At 74.5% G+C, this 15,214-nt stretch carries 16 protein-coding genes; 8 read left to right on the top strand and 8 right to left on the bottom strand.

The window, feature by feature from the left end; all coding sequences use genetic code 11:
- Nucleotides 1-258 precede the first annotated feature (258 nt).
- Nucleotides 259-1,410 (top strand): class V lanthionine synthetase subunit LxmK, encoded by a 1,152-nt coding sequence (lxmK, locus tag CCN51_RS33005; protein ID WP_143675957.1) that lies wholly within the window; start codon nt 259-261, stop codon nt 1,408-1,410.
- A complete protein-coding gene (locus CCN51_RS33000; RefSeq protein WP_014173637.1) occupies nt 1,407-2,447 on the top strand; it encodes a T3SS effector HopA1 family protein in 1,041 nt (346 codons plus the stop codon). Before lxmK ends, CCN51_RS33000 begins: the two co-directional genes overlap by 4 nt.
- A gap of 81 nt (nt 2,448-2,528) precedes the next feature.
- On the opposite strand, the gene CCN51_RS32995 is transcribed toward CCN51_RS33000, so the two are convergent.
- Nucleotides 2,529-3,026: a MarR family winged helix-turn-helix transcriptional regulator gene (locus CCN51_RS32995; protein WP_086860433.1), complete on the bottom strand. Its 498-nt coding sequence runs from the start codon at nt 3,024-3,026 to the stop codon at nt 2,529-2,531.
- A 45-nt stretch (nt 3,027-3,071) separates the two neighbouring features.
- On the opposite strand from CCN51_RS32995, the gene CCN51_RS32990 reads away from it, so the two are divergent.
- The 3 genes from CCN51_RS32990 to CCN51_RS32980 all read left to right on the top strand — a co-directional run bounded on the left by CCN51_RS32990 (nt 3,072) and on the right by CCN51_RS32980 (nt 5,080).
- Complete coding sequence (locus CCN51_RS32990) at nt 3,072-4,013, top strand: EamA family transporter (protein ID WP_014173639.1); 942 nt, start codon at nt 3,072-3,074, stop codon at nt 4,011-4,013.
- A gap of 2 nt (nt 4,014-4,015) precedes the next feature.
- Complete coding sequence (locus tag CCN51_RS32985; protein WP_014173640.1) at nt 4,016-4,657, top strand: NAD(P)-dependent oxidoreductase; 642 nt, start codon at nt 4,016-4,018, stop codon at nt 4,655-4,657.
- Nucleotides 4,658-4,732: 75 nt separating this feature from the next.
- The gene (locus CCN51_RS32980; RefSeq protein WP_043486146.1) at nt 4,733-5,080 is read left to right on the top strand and encodes a hypothetical protein; all 348 of its coding nucleotides are present in this window, start codon (nt 4,733-4,735) and stop codon (nt 5,078-5,080) included.
- 26 nt (nt 5,081-5,106) lie between these two features.
- Here CCN51_RS32980 and CCN51_RS32975 read toward each other — a convergent pair whose 3' ends face one another.
- Nucleotides 5,107-5,562, bottom strand: coding sequence for a winged helix-turn-helix transcriptional regulator (locus CCN51_RS32975; RefSeq protein ID WP_014173642.1), 456 nt, complete (start codon nt 5,560-5,562; stop codon nt 5,107-5,109).
- 149 nt (nt 5,563-5,711) lie between these two features.
- Between CCN51_RS32975 and CCN51_RS32970 the strand changes: the two genes are divergently transcribed.
- Nucleotides 5,712-8,564: an AfsR/SARP family transcriptional regulator gene (locus tag CCN51_RS32970; RefSeq protein ID WP_014173643.1), complete on the top strand. Its 2,853-nt coding sequence runs from the start codon at nt 5,712-5,714 to the stop codon at nt 8,562-8,564.
- A gap of 21 nt (nt 8,565-8,585) precedes the next feature.
- Here CCN51_RS32970 and CCN51_RS32965 read toward each other — a convergent pair whose 3' ends face one another.
- The 6 genes from CCN51_RS32965 to CCN51_RS32940 form a co-directional block, all read right to left on the bottom strand.
- Nucleotides 8,586-9,047, bottom strand: a complete 462-nt coding sequence (locus CCN51_RS32965; RefSeq protein ID WP_014173644.1) for a S26 family signal peptidase — start codon at nt 9,045-9,047, stop codon at nt 8,586-8,588.
- On the bottom strand, nt 9,044-10,948 hold the full coding sequence (locus tag CCN51_RS32960) for an ABC transporter ATP-binding protein (protein WP_014173645.1): 1,905 nt from the start codon (nt 10,946-10,948) through the stop codon (nt 9,044-9,046). The genes CCN51_RS32965 and CCN51_RS32960 overlap by 4 nt, the downstream gene beginning before the upstream one ends.
- Entirely contained in the window at nt 10,945-11,520 is a 576-nt protein-coding gene (locus CCN51_RS32955) for a peroxiredoxin family protein (protein WP_014173646.1), read from the bottom strand. Before CCN51_RS32955 ends, CCN51_RS32960 begins: the two co-directional genes overlap by 4 nt.
- 28 nt (nt 11,521-11,548) lie before the next feature.
- Complete coding sequence (locus CCN51_RS32950) at nt 11,549-12,091, bottom strand: MauE/DoxX family redox-associated membrane protein (RefSeq protein WP_055413847.1); 543 nt, start codon at nt 12,089-12,091, stop codon at nt 11,549-11,551.
- Between the two features lie 94 nt (nt 12,092-12,185).
- Nucleotides 12,186-12,398, bottom strand: a complete 213-nt coding sequence (locus CCN51_RS32945) for a hypothetical protein (RefSeq protein WP_014173648.1) — start codon at nt 12,396-12,398, stop codon at nt 12,186-12,188.
- Nucleotides 12,399-12,521: 123 nt separating this feature from the next.
- The gene (locus CCN51_RS32940) at nt 12,522-13,085 is read right to left on the bottom strand and encodes a redoxin domain-containing protein (protein WP_158104723.1); all 564 of its coding nucleotides are present in this window, start codon (nt 13,083-13,085) and stop codon (nt 12,522-12,524) included.
- 223 nt (nt 13,086-13,308) lie between these two features.
- Here CCN51_RS32940 and CCN51_RS32935 point away from each other — a divergent pair, with 223 nt between their 5' ends.
- Complete coding sequence (locus tag CCN51_RS32935; RefSeq protein ID WP_086860431.1) at nt 13,309-14,226, top strand: pentapeptide repeat-containing protein; 918 nt, start codon at nt 13,309-13,311, stop codon at nt 14,224-14,226.
- 152 nt (nt 14,227-14,378) lie between these two features.
- Nucleotides 14,379-15,214 (top strand): AfsR/SARP family transcriptional regulator (locus tag CCN51_RS32930; RefSeq protein ID WP_143675956.1); only part of this gene is annotated, 836 nt, incomplete at its 3' end.

Below are 15,214 nucleotides of genomic sequence, written 5' to 3'. Positions count from 1 at the left end.
GGCCCCCCGGCCCGCCTCCCGTCCGTCCCCTCGATCCCAGCAGCCGTCGCCCGGCCCGGACACCCGCAGGAAACTGGCCCAACCCCGAGCGGCCGACGGCAGTCGGCGCGGCGGCGCGGGTCGGGTGGCGCCCGCCGCCGCGCGAAACTGACAGATTCCTGCCCCCCTGGCACGGCCCCGCGGCTGTCCGTGCGGTGCTCTGCCAGGCGAAGTCCTGCCACTTTCCGGCTGTTCGCGGCCATGCCTAGCGTTTCGAATATGACAGCGACGATTCCGGAGGACGTGTACGGCGCACCGGACGCCTCACGGCACGATCTGGCCCCCGTACCGCTCTCGGAGGCGCCCGAGGTGGCGCGCGCGCTGAGGCGGCTCGGCCTCCCGCCGCTGGTGCCGGACGGGCTCGTCAGCCACCCGGGCCGCAACGACAACTGGGCGGGCCGCACCGAGGGCGGTCAGCAGGTCTTCGTCAAACGACTGGACCGGCGGGCGCCCGACCCGACGGCACGCTTCGACCGGGCGTACGCCTTCCAGGTGGCGCGGACCGCGGCCGGGCCGTTCAGCTGGAGCGCCCCGGTCTTCCTCGGCGGCGACCGTGAGGCGCTGGTCCTGGTCTACGCCCTGCTGGAGGGCGCGGTGTCCGGGGCGGCGCTGGCGGAGGAGGGCCGGTTCGACGCCGCACTGGCGTGCCGCGCCGGGCGGGCGGTGGGAGAGCTGCACTGCTTCCACCCCGCCGGTGTGCCCGCGGCGGCGGCCGACCACGGGCGCGGCCTGGCCTCCCGGCTGTCCACTCTGACCGTGGCGGAGTACACCCGCAGCAGCGCGGCCGAGCTCGGGTTCTGGGCGCTGCTGCAGCACGACGACGACCTCAAGGCCGCGCTGCGAGTGCTCGGCGAGCGCTCGGGCGCCGCCGAGCCGGTACCGTCCCACGGCGATCTGAGGCTGGATCAGTTTCTGCTGCACGGCGACGAGCTGCATCTGTGCGACTGGGAGGAGTTCCGCCTCGCCGATCCGGCCCGCGATATCGGCGGCTTCGTCGGACAGTGGCTGTTCCGCGCGGCCACGCTGATGTTCACCGAGTTCGAACCCGACGCCCCCGAAGAGCAGGCCGGTGCCGACGGCGGCACCCACGCGGCGCTGGTACGTGGCGGCGCCGACCAACTCGACGCCGTACGGCCGCTGATCGCCGCGTTCTGGCGGGGGTACCGCGACGCCCGGCCGACGGCCGAGCCAGGGCTCGCGGAGCGGGCGGTGGCCTACGCCGGGTGGCATCTGTTCGACCGGGTGCTCGCCACCGCCACGCACAGCGCCCGTCTGACCGCCGTCCAGCGGGGGACGGCGGGCGTGGGCCGCGGCGCGCTGCTCGCGCCCCGGCGGTTCATCGACGTACTCGGGCTGAGGGACGACGCATGACGGACACCACGGACACCACGGACGCCTCCGGGCGGACCGGGCCGGGCCCGCTGTCGCCCGCCCTGCGCGCCGCGCTGACCGGTCTACGCCTGCCCGGCCTCCGGCCGGACGGCGTGCCGGACGTATGGCTGGAGGATCGCCGTGTCCCGGGCGACACCGCGCGGGAGGTACGGCTGGCCCTGGCCACCGCGCTGTACGAGCGGTGGCACGCGGGAACGGCGCGCGAACCCGACGCGCCGGCCCGACTGCCGCGCCGCGACCACGCCTTCGAGGCCCGTCTGATCGCCGCGACACCGCACGCGCACACCCCCGTCGAGGCGGTGGTACACACCGCCGCACCACGCGGCGGCGGCCTTCTCACGGTGGAACTGGGCCGGGTGCGGGTGAGCCTGCCGCCGGAGGCGGTGCGGGGCCCTGCCGGGGTGGCGCTGCCCGCCGTACGACCGGCCCTGTCGCCGGGGTTTCTGCTGGTCGACGGGGTCGACGGGCGGCCGACGGACGGGGCGGACCGCGAACTGCTGCGGATGTATGTCCATCTGCGGTACCCGGACGCCGCCCCGCGGGTGTGGGGCGCCCTGCTGGCGGAGCTGGCCGCGCGGTCGGTGCCGTACCGGGCGAAGGTCCTCTCGCGCCCGTGGGCGTATCCGCGCCGCGACGCCATCGTGGTCTACCTCGACGCGGACCTCGCTGACGTGGTGTTCCCGCTGGCGGCGGCCGTGCACCGGCTGCCGGGCATCGGCGCGGACACCTCCGTCTTCGCGCAACGCCTGCTCCCGGGCGTCGCCATCGCCTGGGAGCCACGGGACACCCGGGCCGGGTGGGGCGGGCAGAGTTTCGGGCAGCACCGCGCGGCGGCGGTCGCCGAGGGCGTCGTACGGTACGCGGCGGACCGCGAACGTACCGACCTGGCACGGGAGATCGCGGCCTCGCTGCACAGCGCGGCGGCCGACCCCGAAGAACCCGCCCGCAACGGCTCCTCCCCCGGTCTGCTCACCGCCACCCTGCTGACCCTGCGGTCGGCTTCCTTTCCGTCCTGACCCCATGTGATACCGGGTGTCGGGCGATCCGGCGGCGGCCGCTACGAGGGGTGCGGCCGCCGCTCAGCCGACTCAGCCCGCTCACTCCCTGGTGTCGCCCAGCGACTCCAGAACGTTCCGGAGCGTATCGGCGAGGGCGTCCTGGTCGGTCTTGCCGAGCGCGGCGAGCAACCGGCTCTCGGTGGCCAGGTGGTCGGGCAGGACCCGGTCGAGAAGCGCGCCGCCCTCGTCGGTGAGGGCGACATGCACCACCCGGCCGTCCGATTCGCTGGGCGTACGGGTCACCAGGCCGCGGGCCTCCAGGCGGTCGAGGCGCTGGGTGATGGCGCCCGAGGTGACCATGGCCGCCCGCATCAGCGCGGCGGGGGTGAGCCGGTACGGCGGCCCGCTGCGGCGCAGTGTGGCGAGCACGTCGAAGGACGCGGGGTCGAGCCCATGGGCGCCGAACGTACGGCGCGTCTCGGCGTCGATCAGCCGTGAGAGCCGTTTCAGGCGCCCGATGACCGCCATCGGCGACACATCCAGATCGGGGCGCTCCGCACCCCACTGCTCCAACACCAGGTCCACGTGGTCTGTCACGCACCCAGCCTAGCCAATCTCTTAGCAGTGAGATACTTTTCCTTAGTGCTAAGAAATCGGATCGGGATCGTCCTGCTGACCGCGCTCGCACCGGCCGTCTGGGGCACCACCTACCTCGTCACCACCGAACTGCTGCCCCCGGACCGCCCCCTGCTCGCCGCGGTGGTCCGCGCCCTGCCGGCCGGTCTGCTGCTCGTCCTGCTCACGCGGCGCCTGCCGCGGGGGGTGTGGTGGTGGCGCGCGCTGGTGCTCGGAGCCCTCAACATCGGGGCGTTCTTCGCCCTCCTGTTCGTCGCCGCCTACCGGCTGCCCGGCGGGGTCGCCGCCACCGTCGGCGCCCTCCAGCCCCTCCTCGTCGCCGTCCTCGCCTCCGGCCTGCTCGGCGAGCGGCTGTCCCGGCGAACCGCGATCGCCGGGGTGGCGGGGGTGGCCGGCGTCAGCCTGCTCGTCCTGCGGGCGGACGCGCGCCTGGACGCCCTGGGCGTCGCCGCCGCGGCCGGTGGCGCGCTCGTCATGGCCACCGGGGTCGTCCTCAGCAAGCGGTGGACCTCCCCCGCGCCCCTGCTGGCGACCACCGGCTGGCAACTGGTCGCCGGGGGCCTGCTGCTGCTCCCCGTCGCCCTCCTCGTCGAAGGGCCGCCCCCGACGACGCTGACCGCCGAGAACCTGGCCGGCTACGGCTATCTCTCGCTCGTCGGCGCCGCCCTCGCCTATGCCCTCTGGTTCCGCGGGATCCGCGCCCTGTCCCCCACCGACGTCACCTTCCTCGGGCTGCTCAGCCCGCTGGTCGCCACCGTGCTCGGCTGGCTCGCGCTCGGCCAGGACCTCACCGCGTGGCAGGCCCTGGGCGGGGCGGTGGTCCTCGCCGCCATGGTCATGGCCCAGACCCGCCCGGCCCGCCGCGCCGATCACGGCCGCGTACCGCAGGCCCGTCCCCTCAGCGATCTCGCCGTCCGCCGGACGGCCGAGCCGAAAGGAAACCGTTAGCAATGCGCATCACCGTCTTCGGAGCGGCCGGGAGCGTAGGCAGCCGTGTGGTGACCGAGGCGCTGTCCCGCGGCCACGAGGTCACCGTGGTCGTACGGAACCCGGACCGGCTGGGTGATCCGCCCACCGGCGCCACGGCCCGGGTCGGCGACGCGGCCGACGTCGAGGACGTGGTCCGGCTGAGCACCGGCCAGGACCTCGTGATCACCGCCACCCGCCCCGCGCCCGGCAGCGAGGACGAGCTCGTCACCGCCACGAAGGCGCTGCTCGCGGGGGTGGCGAGCAGCGGCGTCCGGCTGCTGGTCGTCGGTGGCGCGGCCACCCTGACCGTGCCCGGCACCGGCGGCACGCTGGTCGTCGACGCCCCGGACTTCCCCGCCGCCTGGCGGGGCATCGCGCTGGCCTGTGCCGAACAACTCGAGGTGTGCCGCGCGGAGTCCGAGGCGGACTGGGCCTATCTGAGCCCGGCCGCCCTGCTCGAACCCGGCGAGCGCACCGGCGCCTACCGGCTGGGGACCGACGAGCTCCTGGTCGGCGCCGACGGCACGTCCCGTATCTCGATGGAAGACCTCGCGGTGGCCCTGCTGGACGAGGCCGAGCACCCCCGGCACCACCGGACCCGATTCACCGTCGCCCAGGCCTGATCGGGCTCTCCCGCTCTCGCAGGAAAGCCCGCCGGGGCCGGTCCGCGCGGACCGGCCCCGGCGTAGGGTGCCCCCATGGGTGAGTTACTTCCATTCCTGATGGTCGTCGCCTCTCTCGCCGTGGTCATGGGCTTCTTCACCTGGCTGGCCGTCCTCGTCCGGCGCCGCGGTGTCGCCGGGTCGGCCTTCCGCTCCATCGTGGACGTCTACGACCAGGCATGGCACGCGACCGGCCACGATTCCCACTACGAGATCCAGGTGCAGGCGGAACGCAAGCTGCCGATCCCGTCGCCGGACGACCCCTGGCGCCCCGACCGCGGCGCGACCGCCCGGCCGGGAGAGCGGGGCGGGCGCCCCGTCCCGTCACGCCCCCGCCCCGGGCGCCGAGGGCTCGGCCGCCGACGGATGTGGCGCCGCCGCTGACCGGAGAACCGCTTCGCCGCCGCGGCTCAGCCGGCCTCGGGTCCGGTGGTGGTCCATCCCGGCGCCTCGACGCGGTGGGTGAGCGTGTCCCGGGACGCCCGCTCCCCGCACGCTCCGCAGATCACGACCGGCTCCAACTCGGCGCCGCAGGAGTGCTCGAGCACCACCGGCGGCCGGTCGGCGAGGTGCCGGTCGCCCCACTTCATCAGCATCAGCAGCACCGGTTGGAGCTCCCAGCCGGCCTGCGTGGGCCGGTACTCGAAACGCCGGGGCCGCTCGCTGTAGGGGACCTTCTCCAGCACACCCGCCTCCACCAGGCGGCGCAGCCGCGCGGCGAGGATGTCGCGGGGCGCCCCGATGTTGCGGACCATCGCGTCGAACCGCCGCACCCCGAGGAACACCTCGCGGAGCACGAGCAGGGAGTGCTTCTCCCCGACGACGGCGAGCGAGTCGGCGATGGAGCAGGGCCGCGGATCCTTCATACCCGCAGCGTACGGGCAGTGCGTTTGGATCTCAAACCAAGCCGTCCTGGCCGGAGCCGACGCGGTCCGGCCGGTTACCATACCCGCCCAACTGAGCGTCCATCCGAGGCAGATGGGACCGCCCCGCCCAGTTGTCCGGAGGTGCGAAGGTGAGATTCGGTCTCCTCGGTCCGCTGACCGTCCACGACGGCGAAACCGCCCGCCCGCTCAGCAGTCCGAAGGCCCGGGCGCTGCTGGGCGCGCTGCTGCTGCGGCCCAATCGCGTGGTCTCGATCGACACCCTGGAGGCGGTGCTGTGGGGCGAGCATCCGCCCGCCACCGCGAGCGCCTCGCTGCACAATCACATCGCCCGGCTGCGGCGCGCCCTCGCCGAGGACGACCGCGAGCCCCGGCCGCGGGCGGTTCCGGGCGGCTATCTGCTGACCGTCGGGGCGGGCGAGCTGGACAGCGAGTTGTTCGCGGAACGGCTGGAGCGCGCCCGCGCCGCCCGGCTGCGGCAGGACTGGGCGGCGACCGGCCGGGAGACCGCGCAGGCGCTGGAGCTGTGGCGCGGCGCACCGCTGGCCGACCTGCCGGACCTGGCCCTCGGCCACGCGGCGGTGCGGCCGCAGGTCCAGCAGCTCCAGGAGGCCCGGCTGCAGGCGCTGGAGTGGCGCTTCGACGCGGAACTGCGGCTCGGCCGCCACGGCGGACTGGCTCCCGAACTCGCCCGGCTCGCCGAGGAGCATCCGCTGCGGGAGGTGTTCCACCAGCAGCTCATGCTCGTCCTGCACCGCACGGACCGGCAGGCCGAGGCCCTCGCCACCTTCCACCGGCTGCGGCGCACGCTGGTCGAGGAGCTCGGCGTCGAGCCGGGGCCCGCCGTCCAGGAGGCGCACCACGAGATCCTGACGGCCCACCAGGCGGCGGTGTCCGTCCGGCCCGCCGCGGCCGCCGCGGCCGGTGTCCCCGGCAGACCCGCCACGCCGCCCCCGGCCACCGGGCGAAGACCGGACCCGATTCCGGCTCAGCTGCCCGCCGACACCGTGGACTTCACCGGCAGAGGGGCCGAGCTGGACCGCTTGAGCGCCATGCTCCGCCCGGACCCGGCCCGCGCGGTGCCCCGCGTCGTGGTGGTCTCCGGCATGGCGGGGGTCGGCAAGACCGCGCTGGCCGTGCACGCGGCGCACCGCCTGCGCGGCCGGTTCCCGGACGGCCAGCTCCACGCGGATCTGCGCGGCTTCGGCGCGGGCGACGCGCGCAGCCCGCACGATCTGCTCGCCCGCTTCCTCACCGACCTGGGGGTGGCGGAGCAGCGGCCGCCCGAGCACCCCGACGACCGCGCGGCGCGGCTCCGCTCCGCCCTGGACGGCCGGCGCGTGCTGGTGCTGCTGGACAACGCCCGGGACGCCGCGCAGCTGACGCCGTTACTGCCCGGCGGCGGCGGCTGCGCGGTGCTGGTCACCAGCCGGCACACCCTCCCGGATCTGCCGGGCGCCGTCCGACTGCCCCTCGAACCCCTGGACGCGGAGGGACAGCGGCGGCTGCTGACCTCGCTCTGCGGGGCCCGGCGGGTCCAGGCCGACCCCGACGCGGCGGCCAGGATCCTCGCCGCCTGCGGCGGACTGCCGCTCGCGCTGCGACTCGCCGGCGCCCAGCTGGCCACCCGGCCCCACTGGCCGCTGTCCGCGCTGGCCCAGCGGCTGGACTCCGGCCGAGGGCGGCTGCGGGCGCTGTCCGCGGGCGGACTGGCCGTCCAGGACGCCTTCGCCATGAGCTATGTGGCGATGCGGGACAGCTCGCTGCCCCTGGAGGCCGAGCGGGCGCGCGGATTCCGGATGCTCGGGCTGTGGTCGGGGCACACGCTGGCCGCGGAGCAGGCCGCCGCGCTGCTGGGCCGGCCGGTGGAGGAGGCGCACGAGCTGCTCGAGTCCCTGGTGGACGCCCATCTGCTGCAGACCCCTTCGCCCGGCCGGTACACCTTCCACGACCTGCTCGGCGAGTATGCGTTGGAACGGGCGGCCGAGGAGGAGCCGCGGGAGGCCCGGGTGGCGGCCCGGCTGAGGATGCTGGTCTGGTACACCGCCGCGGTGGCGAAGGCGGACGCCGTGCTGACGCCTCGGGGCCACCCGCTGCCACCCCTGGATTCGGACGCCGCCGCCCCGCTGCCCGTATTCGCCGACGCCGAGCAGGCGCTGCACTGGTGCGTGCGGGAGCTGCCCGCGCTCTCGGAGGCGATCCGGCTGGCGGCCCGGTACGCGCGGCCCGACCTGGCCTGGCGGATGGCCGCGGGCCTGTTCGGCTACGCGCGGCGCTTCTGGTGGACCAGGGAGTGGGAGCAGACTATGAGCCTCGCGCTGAGCTGCACGGAGGAGCACCACGACCTGCTCGGCCAGGGGTGGCTGCACGGCCGGATCGGCGTCGTCCACGGGGTGGCCCACCGACTGGAGCCGTGCCTGGAGCATCTGCGTCTGGCCCTGTCCTGTTTCGAGCGGACGGGTGACATGGTGGGGCAGGCGTCGTCGTACGCCGGCCTGGCCGGGGTCCACCGCAGGCTGGGGCGGCGGAGCGCGGCGCTGTCCTACGGCGAGCAGGCGGTACGGCTCTACCGGAAGGCGGGCGACACGAGGAGCGCCGCGACGGTCCTGGGCGGCATGGGCGACGCCCTGATGGAGGTCGATGAGCCCGCGGCGGCCGTTGAGCGCTATCGGGAGGCCCTGGAGCTGTGGCGGGACCACGGCGTCCTTGACGGCATGGCCGCCGCCCTGACCCGGGTGGGGGACGCCCTTCGCGCGCTGGACCGGTCGGCGGAGGCGTTCGAGGCGCTGGAGGAGGCCCTGCGGATGCGGCTGTGCCTCGGCGAGCCCGGCGGCACCGCCGACACCCTGGAGACCATCGCGCTCACCCACTTCCACTTCGGAGACCAACTCGCCGCCCGGGAGCACTGGGAGCGGTCGCTGACGATGCGGCGCGGGCGGCGGCCGCCGCCGCGGGACTCCGGCCGGCCTGACCGGCCGGTGTGACCGGCCCGGGCGCGGCGGCGGTCAGACGGCGGTGTGGCCGCCCGCCGCGCGCAGCCGCGTCAGCACCACCCCGTACATCCGGTCCGCCGGGCACAGGCCCCACTGCCTGGAGTCCTCGGAGCGGGGGTGGTCGCCGCGCAGCACCAGCATGCCCGGCGGCACGCGGCCGGGCCGCTCCCCCGCCACCCAGTCCGGCACCGGGTCCCCGGCCGCCGCGACGACCCGTTTGACGTACCACCCGCCGGCTCCCGAGGGGTCGGCGGGACCGGTCCACCCCGTGCGGCGGTCGGGCCGCTGGACGACCACGATCCGGCCGGGCCGGGCCCGGCGGCGGTGGCGCAGCACCAGCAGCACATCGCCGTGCAGCAGCGCCGGGGTCATGCTGCCGCCCCGCACGGTGACGGTGGACAGCAGCAGCCGGGCCGAAGCCACGGCCCCGGCCGCCAGCGCCGCCGCGGTGGCCCAGGCCGGCGCCGCGCTCATCCGGCGGCCGCCGTGGCCGGGGCCGGGTCCTCGCGGTAGCCCTCCGCCTGGGTGTGGAAGAGTCGGGCGTAGACGCCGCCCGGGGCGGCTGTGAGGGAGGCGTGGTCGCCGCTCTCCAGGATGCGGCCGTCCTGGACGACGACGATCCGGTCGGCCCGGCGGACGGCGTTGAGCCGGTGGGAGACCAGGACGCTGGTGGAGCCCGCCCGCAGTTCCCGCAGCCGGTCGTGGACCGCCCGCTCGGCCACCGCGTCGAGGCCGGAGCTGGGCTCGTCCAGAATCATCAGATCGCGGCCCTGACGCATCAGCCCGCGGGCCAGCGCCAGGCGCTGCCACTGCCCGCCGGACAGGTGGACGCCGCTCGTCCGCGCGGCCTGCTCCCCGTCCTTGTCGTCCTCCCCGGCGTGCTCCTCGTCCCCGGCGTGGAACAGCCTGCTCAGCATGGTCCGGTAGCCGGCCGGCAGCCCCTCGACGGTCTCATGGACCCCGGCGCGCCGGGCGGCGGCCCGCACCCGGTCCACGTCGTCGATCGCCTCGACGTCGCCGAGGCCGATGTTCTCGGCGGCGGTGAGGTCGTAGTCCATGTAGTCCTGGAAGACGGCCCCGATCCGTTCCCGCAGCTGGGCCACGGGAACGTCGCGGACGTCGACGCCGTCCCACAGCACCGCGCCGCGCTGCGGGTCGTAGAACCGGCAGAGCAGCTTGACCAGCGTGCTCTTGCCGGCGCCGTTGAGCCCGACGACGGCCAGGCTGGTGCCGTGCGGGATGGTCAGGTTCAGGCCGCGCAGCACCCAGGGCGAGTCCTCGCCATAGCGGAACCACACGTCGCGCAGCTCGATGGCGTGGGCCAGCGGGGCCAGCTCCCCGGGCCGCGGCGCACCGGCGAGGTCGTCCCGCACGCCGACCACCGCCAGGTAGTGGTGGAAGACCAGAGCGGACTGGTGTCCCAGGGCGATGCCCTGCACCAGAACGCCGAGCCCGGACTGGAGCCCGGCCAGTGAGGCGATGAAGACCGACACATCGCCGATGCTGATCGTCCCGGCGGCCGCCGCGCGCACCGCCCACAGCAGCCCACCGGCGGACAGCAGCGCTCCGAGGGCCGCGAGGGCGACCTGGACACGCACCACGCCGCGCTCCAGCCGGTCCTCGGCGGTGTTGGCCGCGCGCAGCTCGGTGAGCATCCGGCCGTGCAGGAAGTCCCCAAGACCGAACAGGCGGACCTCCTTGGCGGCCTGCAGGTCCGTCAGCAGCATCTGGTAGAAGAGCTTGCGCCGCATGCCGGGGCTGGTGCGCCACACCAGCCCGGCCCGCCGCCGGCTCAGCGTCAGATGGGCGATCATCGCGGGCGCAGCGGCCAGCAGCGCGGCGCCCGCCATGACCGGGCTGATCGCGAGCAGGGTGCCCAGGAACCCGGCGATGCCCAGAACGCCCCGCAGCGTGGACAGGCCCATCTGGACCAGCTGGTCCGGGGCGTGCTCGGCGGACTGCTGGGCCAGCCGCAGCCGGTCGTGGAAGCGGGGCTCCTCCAGCCGCGCCAGCCCGCTCAGCCGGTTGACCGCGGCGAACAGCCGGTCCTGCGCGTGGAGGCCGATGGCCCGGCGGGCTCGCCCCTGAGCGTAGGCGGTCACGGCCGACGTGGCGGCCATCGCGATGCCCAGGGCGCCGATGCCCGCCGCCGGCCACACCAGCGCCTGGGTCCGGGGGTCGGGGGCGGCGAGTTCGTCGAGCGCGGCCTTGGTCAGCCAGGCGGTGGCGACCGGCGCCACGCCGCCGATCACCGCCATCGCGGCCTGGAGCACCAGCATGCCGGGGCTCGCCCGCCAGGCCAGCGCGTAGGCCGCCTTCACCGCGCGAGGCACGGAGAGGCCGGACTGCTCCGTACCGAGGTCTTCGGCGCTCACGGCAGCGACGGCTGCGCGGTCTCGCCCAGCCCCTCCATGCCGATGCTCGTGGCGGTGGCGACCCCGTCGGGGCCGTAGTGGGCGAATCCGGGGTAGAAGCGGGCTCCGAAGAGATTGCTGACCGGTGCGTTCAGGTGTTCGGGCACCACATGGTCCGCGATGCCCACGAGCCGGGCGGTCAGTTTACTGTCCGCCGCGTCGGTTCCGACCACCATGGCCAGCACCTGGCCTCCCGCGTCACGCACCTGGCGGGCGCGCTCGCCGAACTCGGGCACGCTGTCGTCGCAGCCCGAGCAGTCCAGCGACAGGAAGGCGATCAGCGCCTCCCGGCCGGCCAGGTCGTCGCGGGTGACCGTCCCGCCGTCGGTGGTGACCGCGGTGAAGCCGGGCATCCGGTCTCCGGGCGCGATGCCCGGCTCGGGGTCCCCGTCGAAGGGGATGGGGCCGCGGTCGTGCACGACCGGCGGGGCGCTTACGCGCGCTCGCCAGCGACGCACCACGGCCAGGGTCAGCACGACGTTCAGCGCCGCGATCACCGCGACCAGAACGAGTCCTGCGACGAGGTATTCCACGGGTGTCCTTTCCGGCTCCGGCGCCGTCTCACCGGCCGGGATTCCCGGCCAGGGCAGGGGACTCGAAGAGCGCGGCGATGTCATCGACGAAAACGGTCAAAGTGGTGAGCACACCGGCCGCGACGACGGCCAGCACGATCCCCGGCGCGCGGGCGGGAACGCCGTCGCCGAGGCGGAGCGCCACGAACGCGCCCAGGCCGGCCGCCGCCAGCAGCACCGAGTTGCGGGCGACGTGCCAGCCGCCCATGGGCACCTCGCCGGCGCCGAAGCAGGCGCACTTCACCTTCTTCCCGCGGGCCAGCACGAGGATCGGAACGGCCGTCAGCCCGCAGCAGAACAGCGCGGCGAGGACGAATCCGGCCGTGACGGTGGCGGGCAGGGCCAGCAGCAGCGCGATGAGCAGCTCGGTGGCCGGAACCAGCGCGGCGAGGGGGCGCCGCAGCCGCGCGGGGATGAAGTCGAAACCTTCCAAGGAGGCAGCGAAGACGCCCGGGGAGCGCAGCTTGGCCACCGCCGCGAGCGCCATCACCGCCGCCAGGGCGAGGCGGCAGGCGAACGATACGTACAACACGGGTGCTCCTGGGAGGGTGTGCGTGGGCGATGCGGCCGCCCCGGGGGAGAAGCGGCCACATCGCGGCTCATTCAGCGGGCTTCGGCTACGCGAATCAGCAGTCCATGTTCTCCCAGGCGCCGCAGATCACCTTGCAGGCCGCGTTGGTCGAACACCTGCGGCGGAATTGGCAGGCGCCCCGCAGACACTGGCACGTGTCGGCCTTGTACTCGTAGTAGGGATCGGGCGGGCAGGCGGCCTCGGCCGTGGCCTTGGGAAGCAGCACCTCGACGGCGCGGCTGACGCGCCGCGTCATGCTCTGGAGCATGATCTCTCCTTAGGTTGGTGTGATCGGTTTCCGCACGCGTGCGGACCGCCGCCACTCCAGTGGTCGGACGCGGCGGCTTTGGCACGCGCGGGGCTTGAAGGGGCGTCCCGGGATCCGGGGACGTTAGGAGGCGACCAGGTCGGTCCGCAGGGCGACGACGCCCGCGCCCGCGCCGGTCACCACGCCGTCGGGTCCGTACCAGGCGTGGCTCGGGTAGCGCTTGGCGCCGTACCGCTTCGACAACTCGGCCTCGGAGTCCTCGGCGATCACGATGTCCATCACGTCGGTGAGCATCGCGGCCAGCTCGCTGTCGGCGGCGGCGTCTCCGTGGACGATCGCCAAGGTGGTCCCTCCGTTGGCCCGCAGCCGCTCGGCGTGCCCAGTGAAGAAGGGCACGGCGTCCACGCAGGCCTTGCAGGTGAGCGAGAAGAACCCGACCAGGGCCTCCTGCCCGAGGAGGGTGCGCTCGGTCACCGCGGTGCCGTCGAGCGCACGGGCGGAGAAGCTCGGGAGGCGGTCGCCGACCCGGATGGGGGAGATGGCTCCGGAGGCGGGGAAACCATGGCTGTGCGCGCCGCCGCCCGTGGCCTCCAGCTCCCGCCACCGGCGGAGCACGACCAGGAGGATCGCCAGGTTCAGCGCGCTGATCACGCCGACCAGGACCAGCCCCACAACAGCGAATATCACGGAATGCGTCCTCTCCCTGGAACCAGCGGCACCCGTGCGCCGCGGCCGCTCGCCGATGACCTTGTCCAAGGGGGCCAACCGGCCCCTAACAAACCCCTAACAGCCCGCCAACGCGGCCCCGCCCGGGGGCGGGCCCGCGGTCGGGGAGAATGGAGGCTCGCCCCGAGCAGGTCACGAGCACGGCGGAGCGCGGTGTTCACCCCACGGCAGGAGATCAGGCACGTTGTCCCGGAAGCGCGAAACCCCTTCGGCCGATACCCCTTCGCCCGATACCCCTTCGGCCGATACCCCTTCGCCCGATACCCCCGCAGCCGACCCCGACCGGCGCGCCCTGCGGGCCGACTGCGCGAACTGCTTCGGACTGTGCTGTGTCGCCCTGCCCTTCGCCGCCTCGGCGGATTTCGCGGTCGACAAGGCGGCCGGGCAGGCATGTACGAACCTCCAGGAGGACTTTCGCTGCGGCATCCACGCGCGGCTGCGCGACCGTGGCTTCTCCGGCTGCACGGTCTTCGACTGCTTCGGGGCGGGCCAGAAGGTGTCCCAGACCACCTTCGGCGGCCGGGACTGGCGGCAGGCCCCCGAGACCGCGCCCCGGATGTTCGAGGTGTTCCCCGTCATGCGGGCCCTGCACGAGCTGCTGTGGTACGTGACCGAAGCGCTGGCCCTGCCGCCGGCCCGACCGGTCCACGCCGACCTCCGCCGCGCGCGGGCAAACCTCGACGGCCTCACCCGCGGCAGCGCCGAGTCCTTGGCCGGGCTGGACGTGGCAGCGCTGCGCCAGGATGTGAACGCGCTGCTGGTACGCGCCGGCGAGCTGGTGCGGGCCAAGGTCCCGGGGCGTAGGAAGAACCACCGGGGGGCCGATCTCATCGGGGCTCGCCTCAGGGGCGCCGATCTGCGTGGCGCCAACCTTCGCGGGGCCCTGCTCATCGCGGCCGATCTGACCGGCGCGGACCTGCGGTCGGCGGATCTGATCGGGGTGGATTTCCGCGACGCCGATCTGACCGGCGCCGACCTCACCGGAGCTGTCTTCCTCACCCAGGCCCAGCTCAACGCGGCCAAGGGAGACGTCACCACCAGGCTGCCCGGGACGCTGAGCCGCCCGGCTCACTGGTCCTCCGAACGTTTTCGGACAACTTGACCCGCCAAGGCCGGAGGAGGGTACTCCGCGACCGGTGAATGATGCACGAGAACGGCCGCTGGGGAGGTATAACCGTTACCAGAGCGGTGAGTTGACGTATCGACGAAACGAGACAGGGGCCGGGCTTGGGCCAAGGACCTCGGAGGTAACGGGTGCGGTATCGGGTCCTGGGGGCGCTTGAGCTGTGGGACGGCGGCCGATGGATCTCCCTGGGCCCCGCCAAGTGGCGCATGCTGCTCGCGGTGCTGCTGTGCCACGCCAACCGGACCGTGCCCACCGAACGGCTCATGGACGAGCTGTGGGGCGAGGAGGGGCGCCCGCAGAGCGCGGGCAAGTTGCTGCAGACCTATGTGTCGCGGCTGCGGCAGACCCTGGGCGATGAGTCCGGTGAGGTCCTGATCACCGACAAGCAGGGCTACAAGGCACACGGATACCGACTCGCCGTGGAGGCGGCCGAGTTCGACGCCCACCGGTTCGAGCAGCTGGTCGAGGAGGGGCGGCGCGGCCTGGACCGGGACGCGCCCGAGGCCGCCGCCGAGCGGCTGCGCGAGGCGCTGGGGCTGTGGCGCGGCGCGCCGTTCCAGGACGTACCCCCCACCCCGGCCGTTGAGGCGGAGGCCACGCGGCTCGAAGAGTGCCGCCTGGAGGCCGTGGACGCCCGGATCGAGGCCGATCTGCGGTGCGGCCGCCACGCCTCCGTGCTGGGCGAGCTGGAGGCCCTGACGGCCGAACACCCCTTCCGGGAGGATCTGCGCGGCCGCCAGATGCTGGCGCTGTACCGGTCCGGACGGCAGGCCGACGCCCTGGCGGCGTACCGCGATCTGCGCGGGGCGCTGGCCGACGAGCTCGGCGTCGAGCCGACCCCGGCGCTGCAGCGGCTGCACCAGCGGATCCTGACCGCCGACGAGACCTTGATGCCGCCGGAGCGTGCGGCGGAAGGGGCAGCGGCCGGCGCCGGCTCGGGGACGCCCGCCGCGCCCCCTCGGGC

This window comes from Streptomyces milbemycinicus (assembly GCF_002154605.1).
GTDB classification, from domain to species: Bacteria; Actinomycetota; Actinomycetes; order Streptomycetales; family Streptomycetaceae; genus Streptomyces; species Streptomyces milbemycinicus.
Note: the sequence above shows the minus strand (reverse complement) of the source record. Positions and strands in the feature narration are given on the sequence as shown.

Coding starts and splice junctions, on each gene's coding strand:
- lxmK (WP_143675957.1), top strand. CDS start 259: ATGACAGCGACGATTCCGGAGGACGTGTACGGCGCACCGGACGCCTCA.
- CCN51_RS33000 (WP_014173637.1), top strand. CDS start 1,407: ATGACGGACACCACGGACACCACGGACGCCTCCGGGCGGACCGGGCCG.
- CCN51_RS32985 (WP_014173640.1), top strand. CDS start 4,016: ATGCGCATCACCGTCTTCGGAGCGGCCGGGAGCGTAGGCAGCCGTGTG.
- CCN51_RS32980 (WP_043486146.1), top strand. CDS start 4,733: ATGGGTGAGTTACTTCCATTCCTGATGGTCGTCGCCTCTCTCGCCGTG.
- CCN51_RS32975 (WP_014173642.1), bottom strand. CDS start 5,562: ATGAAGGATCCGCGGCCCTGCTCCATCGCCGACTCGCTCGCCGTCGTC.
- CCN51_RS32965 (WP_014173644.1), bottom strand. CDS start 9,047: ATGAGCGCGGCGCCGGCCTGGGCCACCGCGGCGGCGCTGGCGGCCGGG.
- CCN51_RS32945 (WP_014173648.1), bottom strand. CDS start 12,398: ATGCTCCAGAGCATGACGCGGCGCGTCAGCCGCGCCGTCGAGGTGCTG.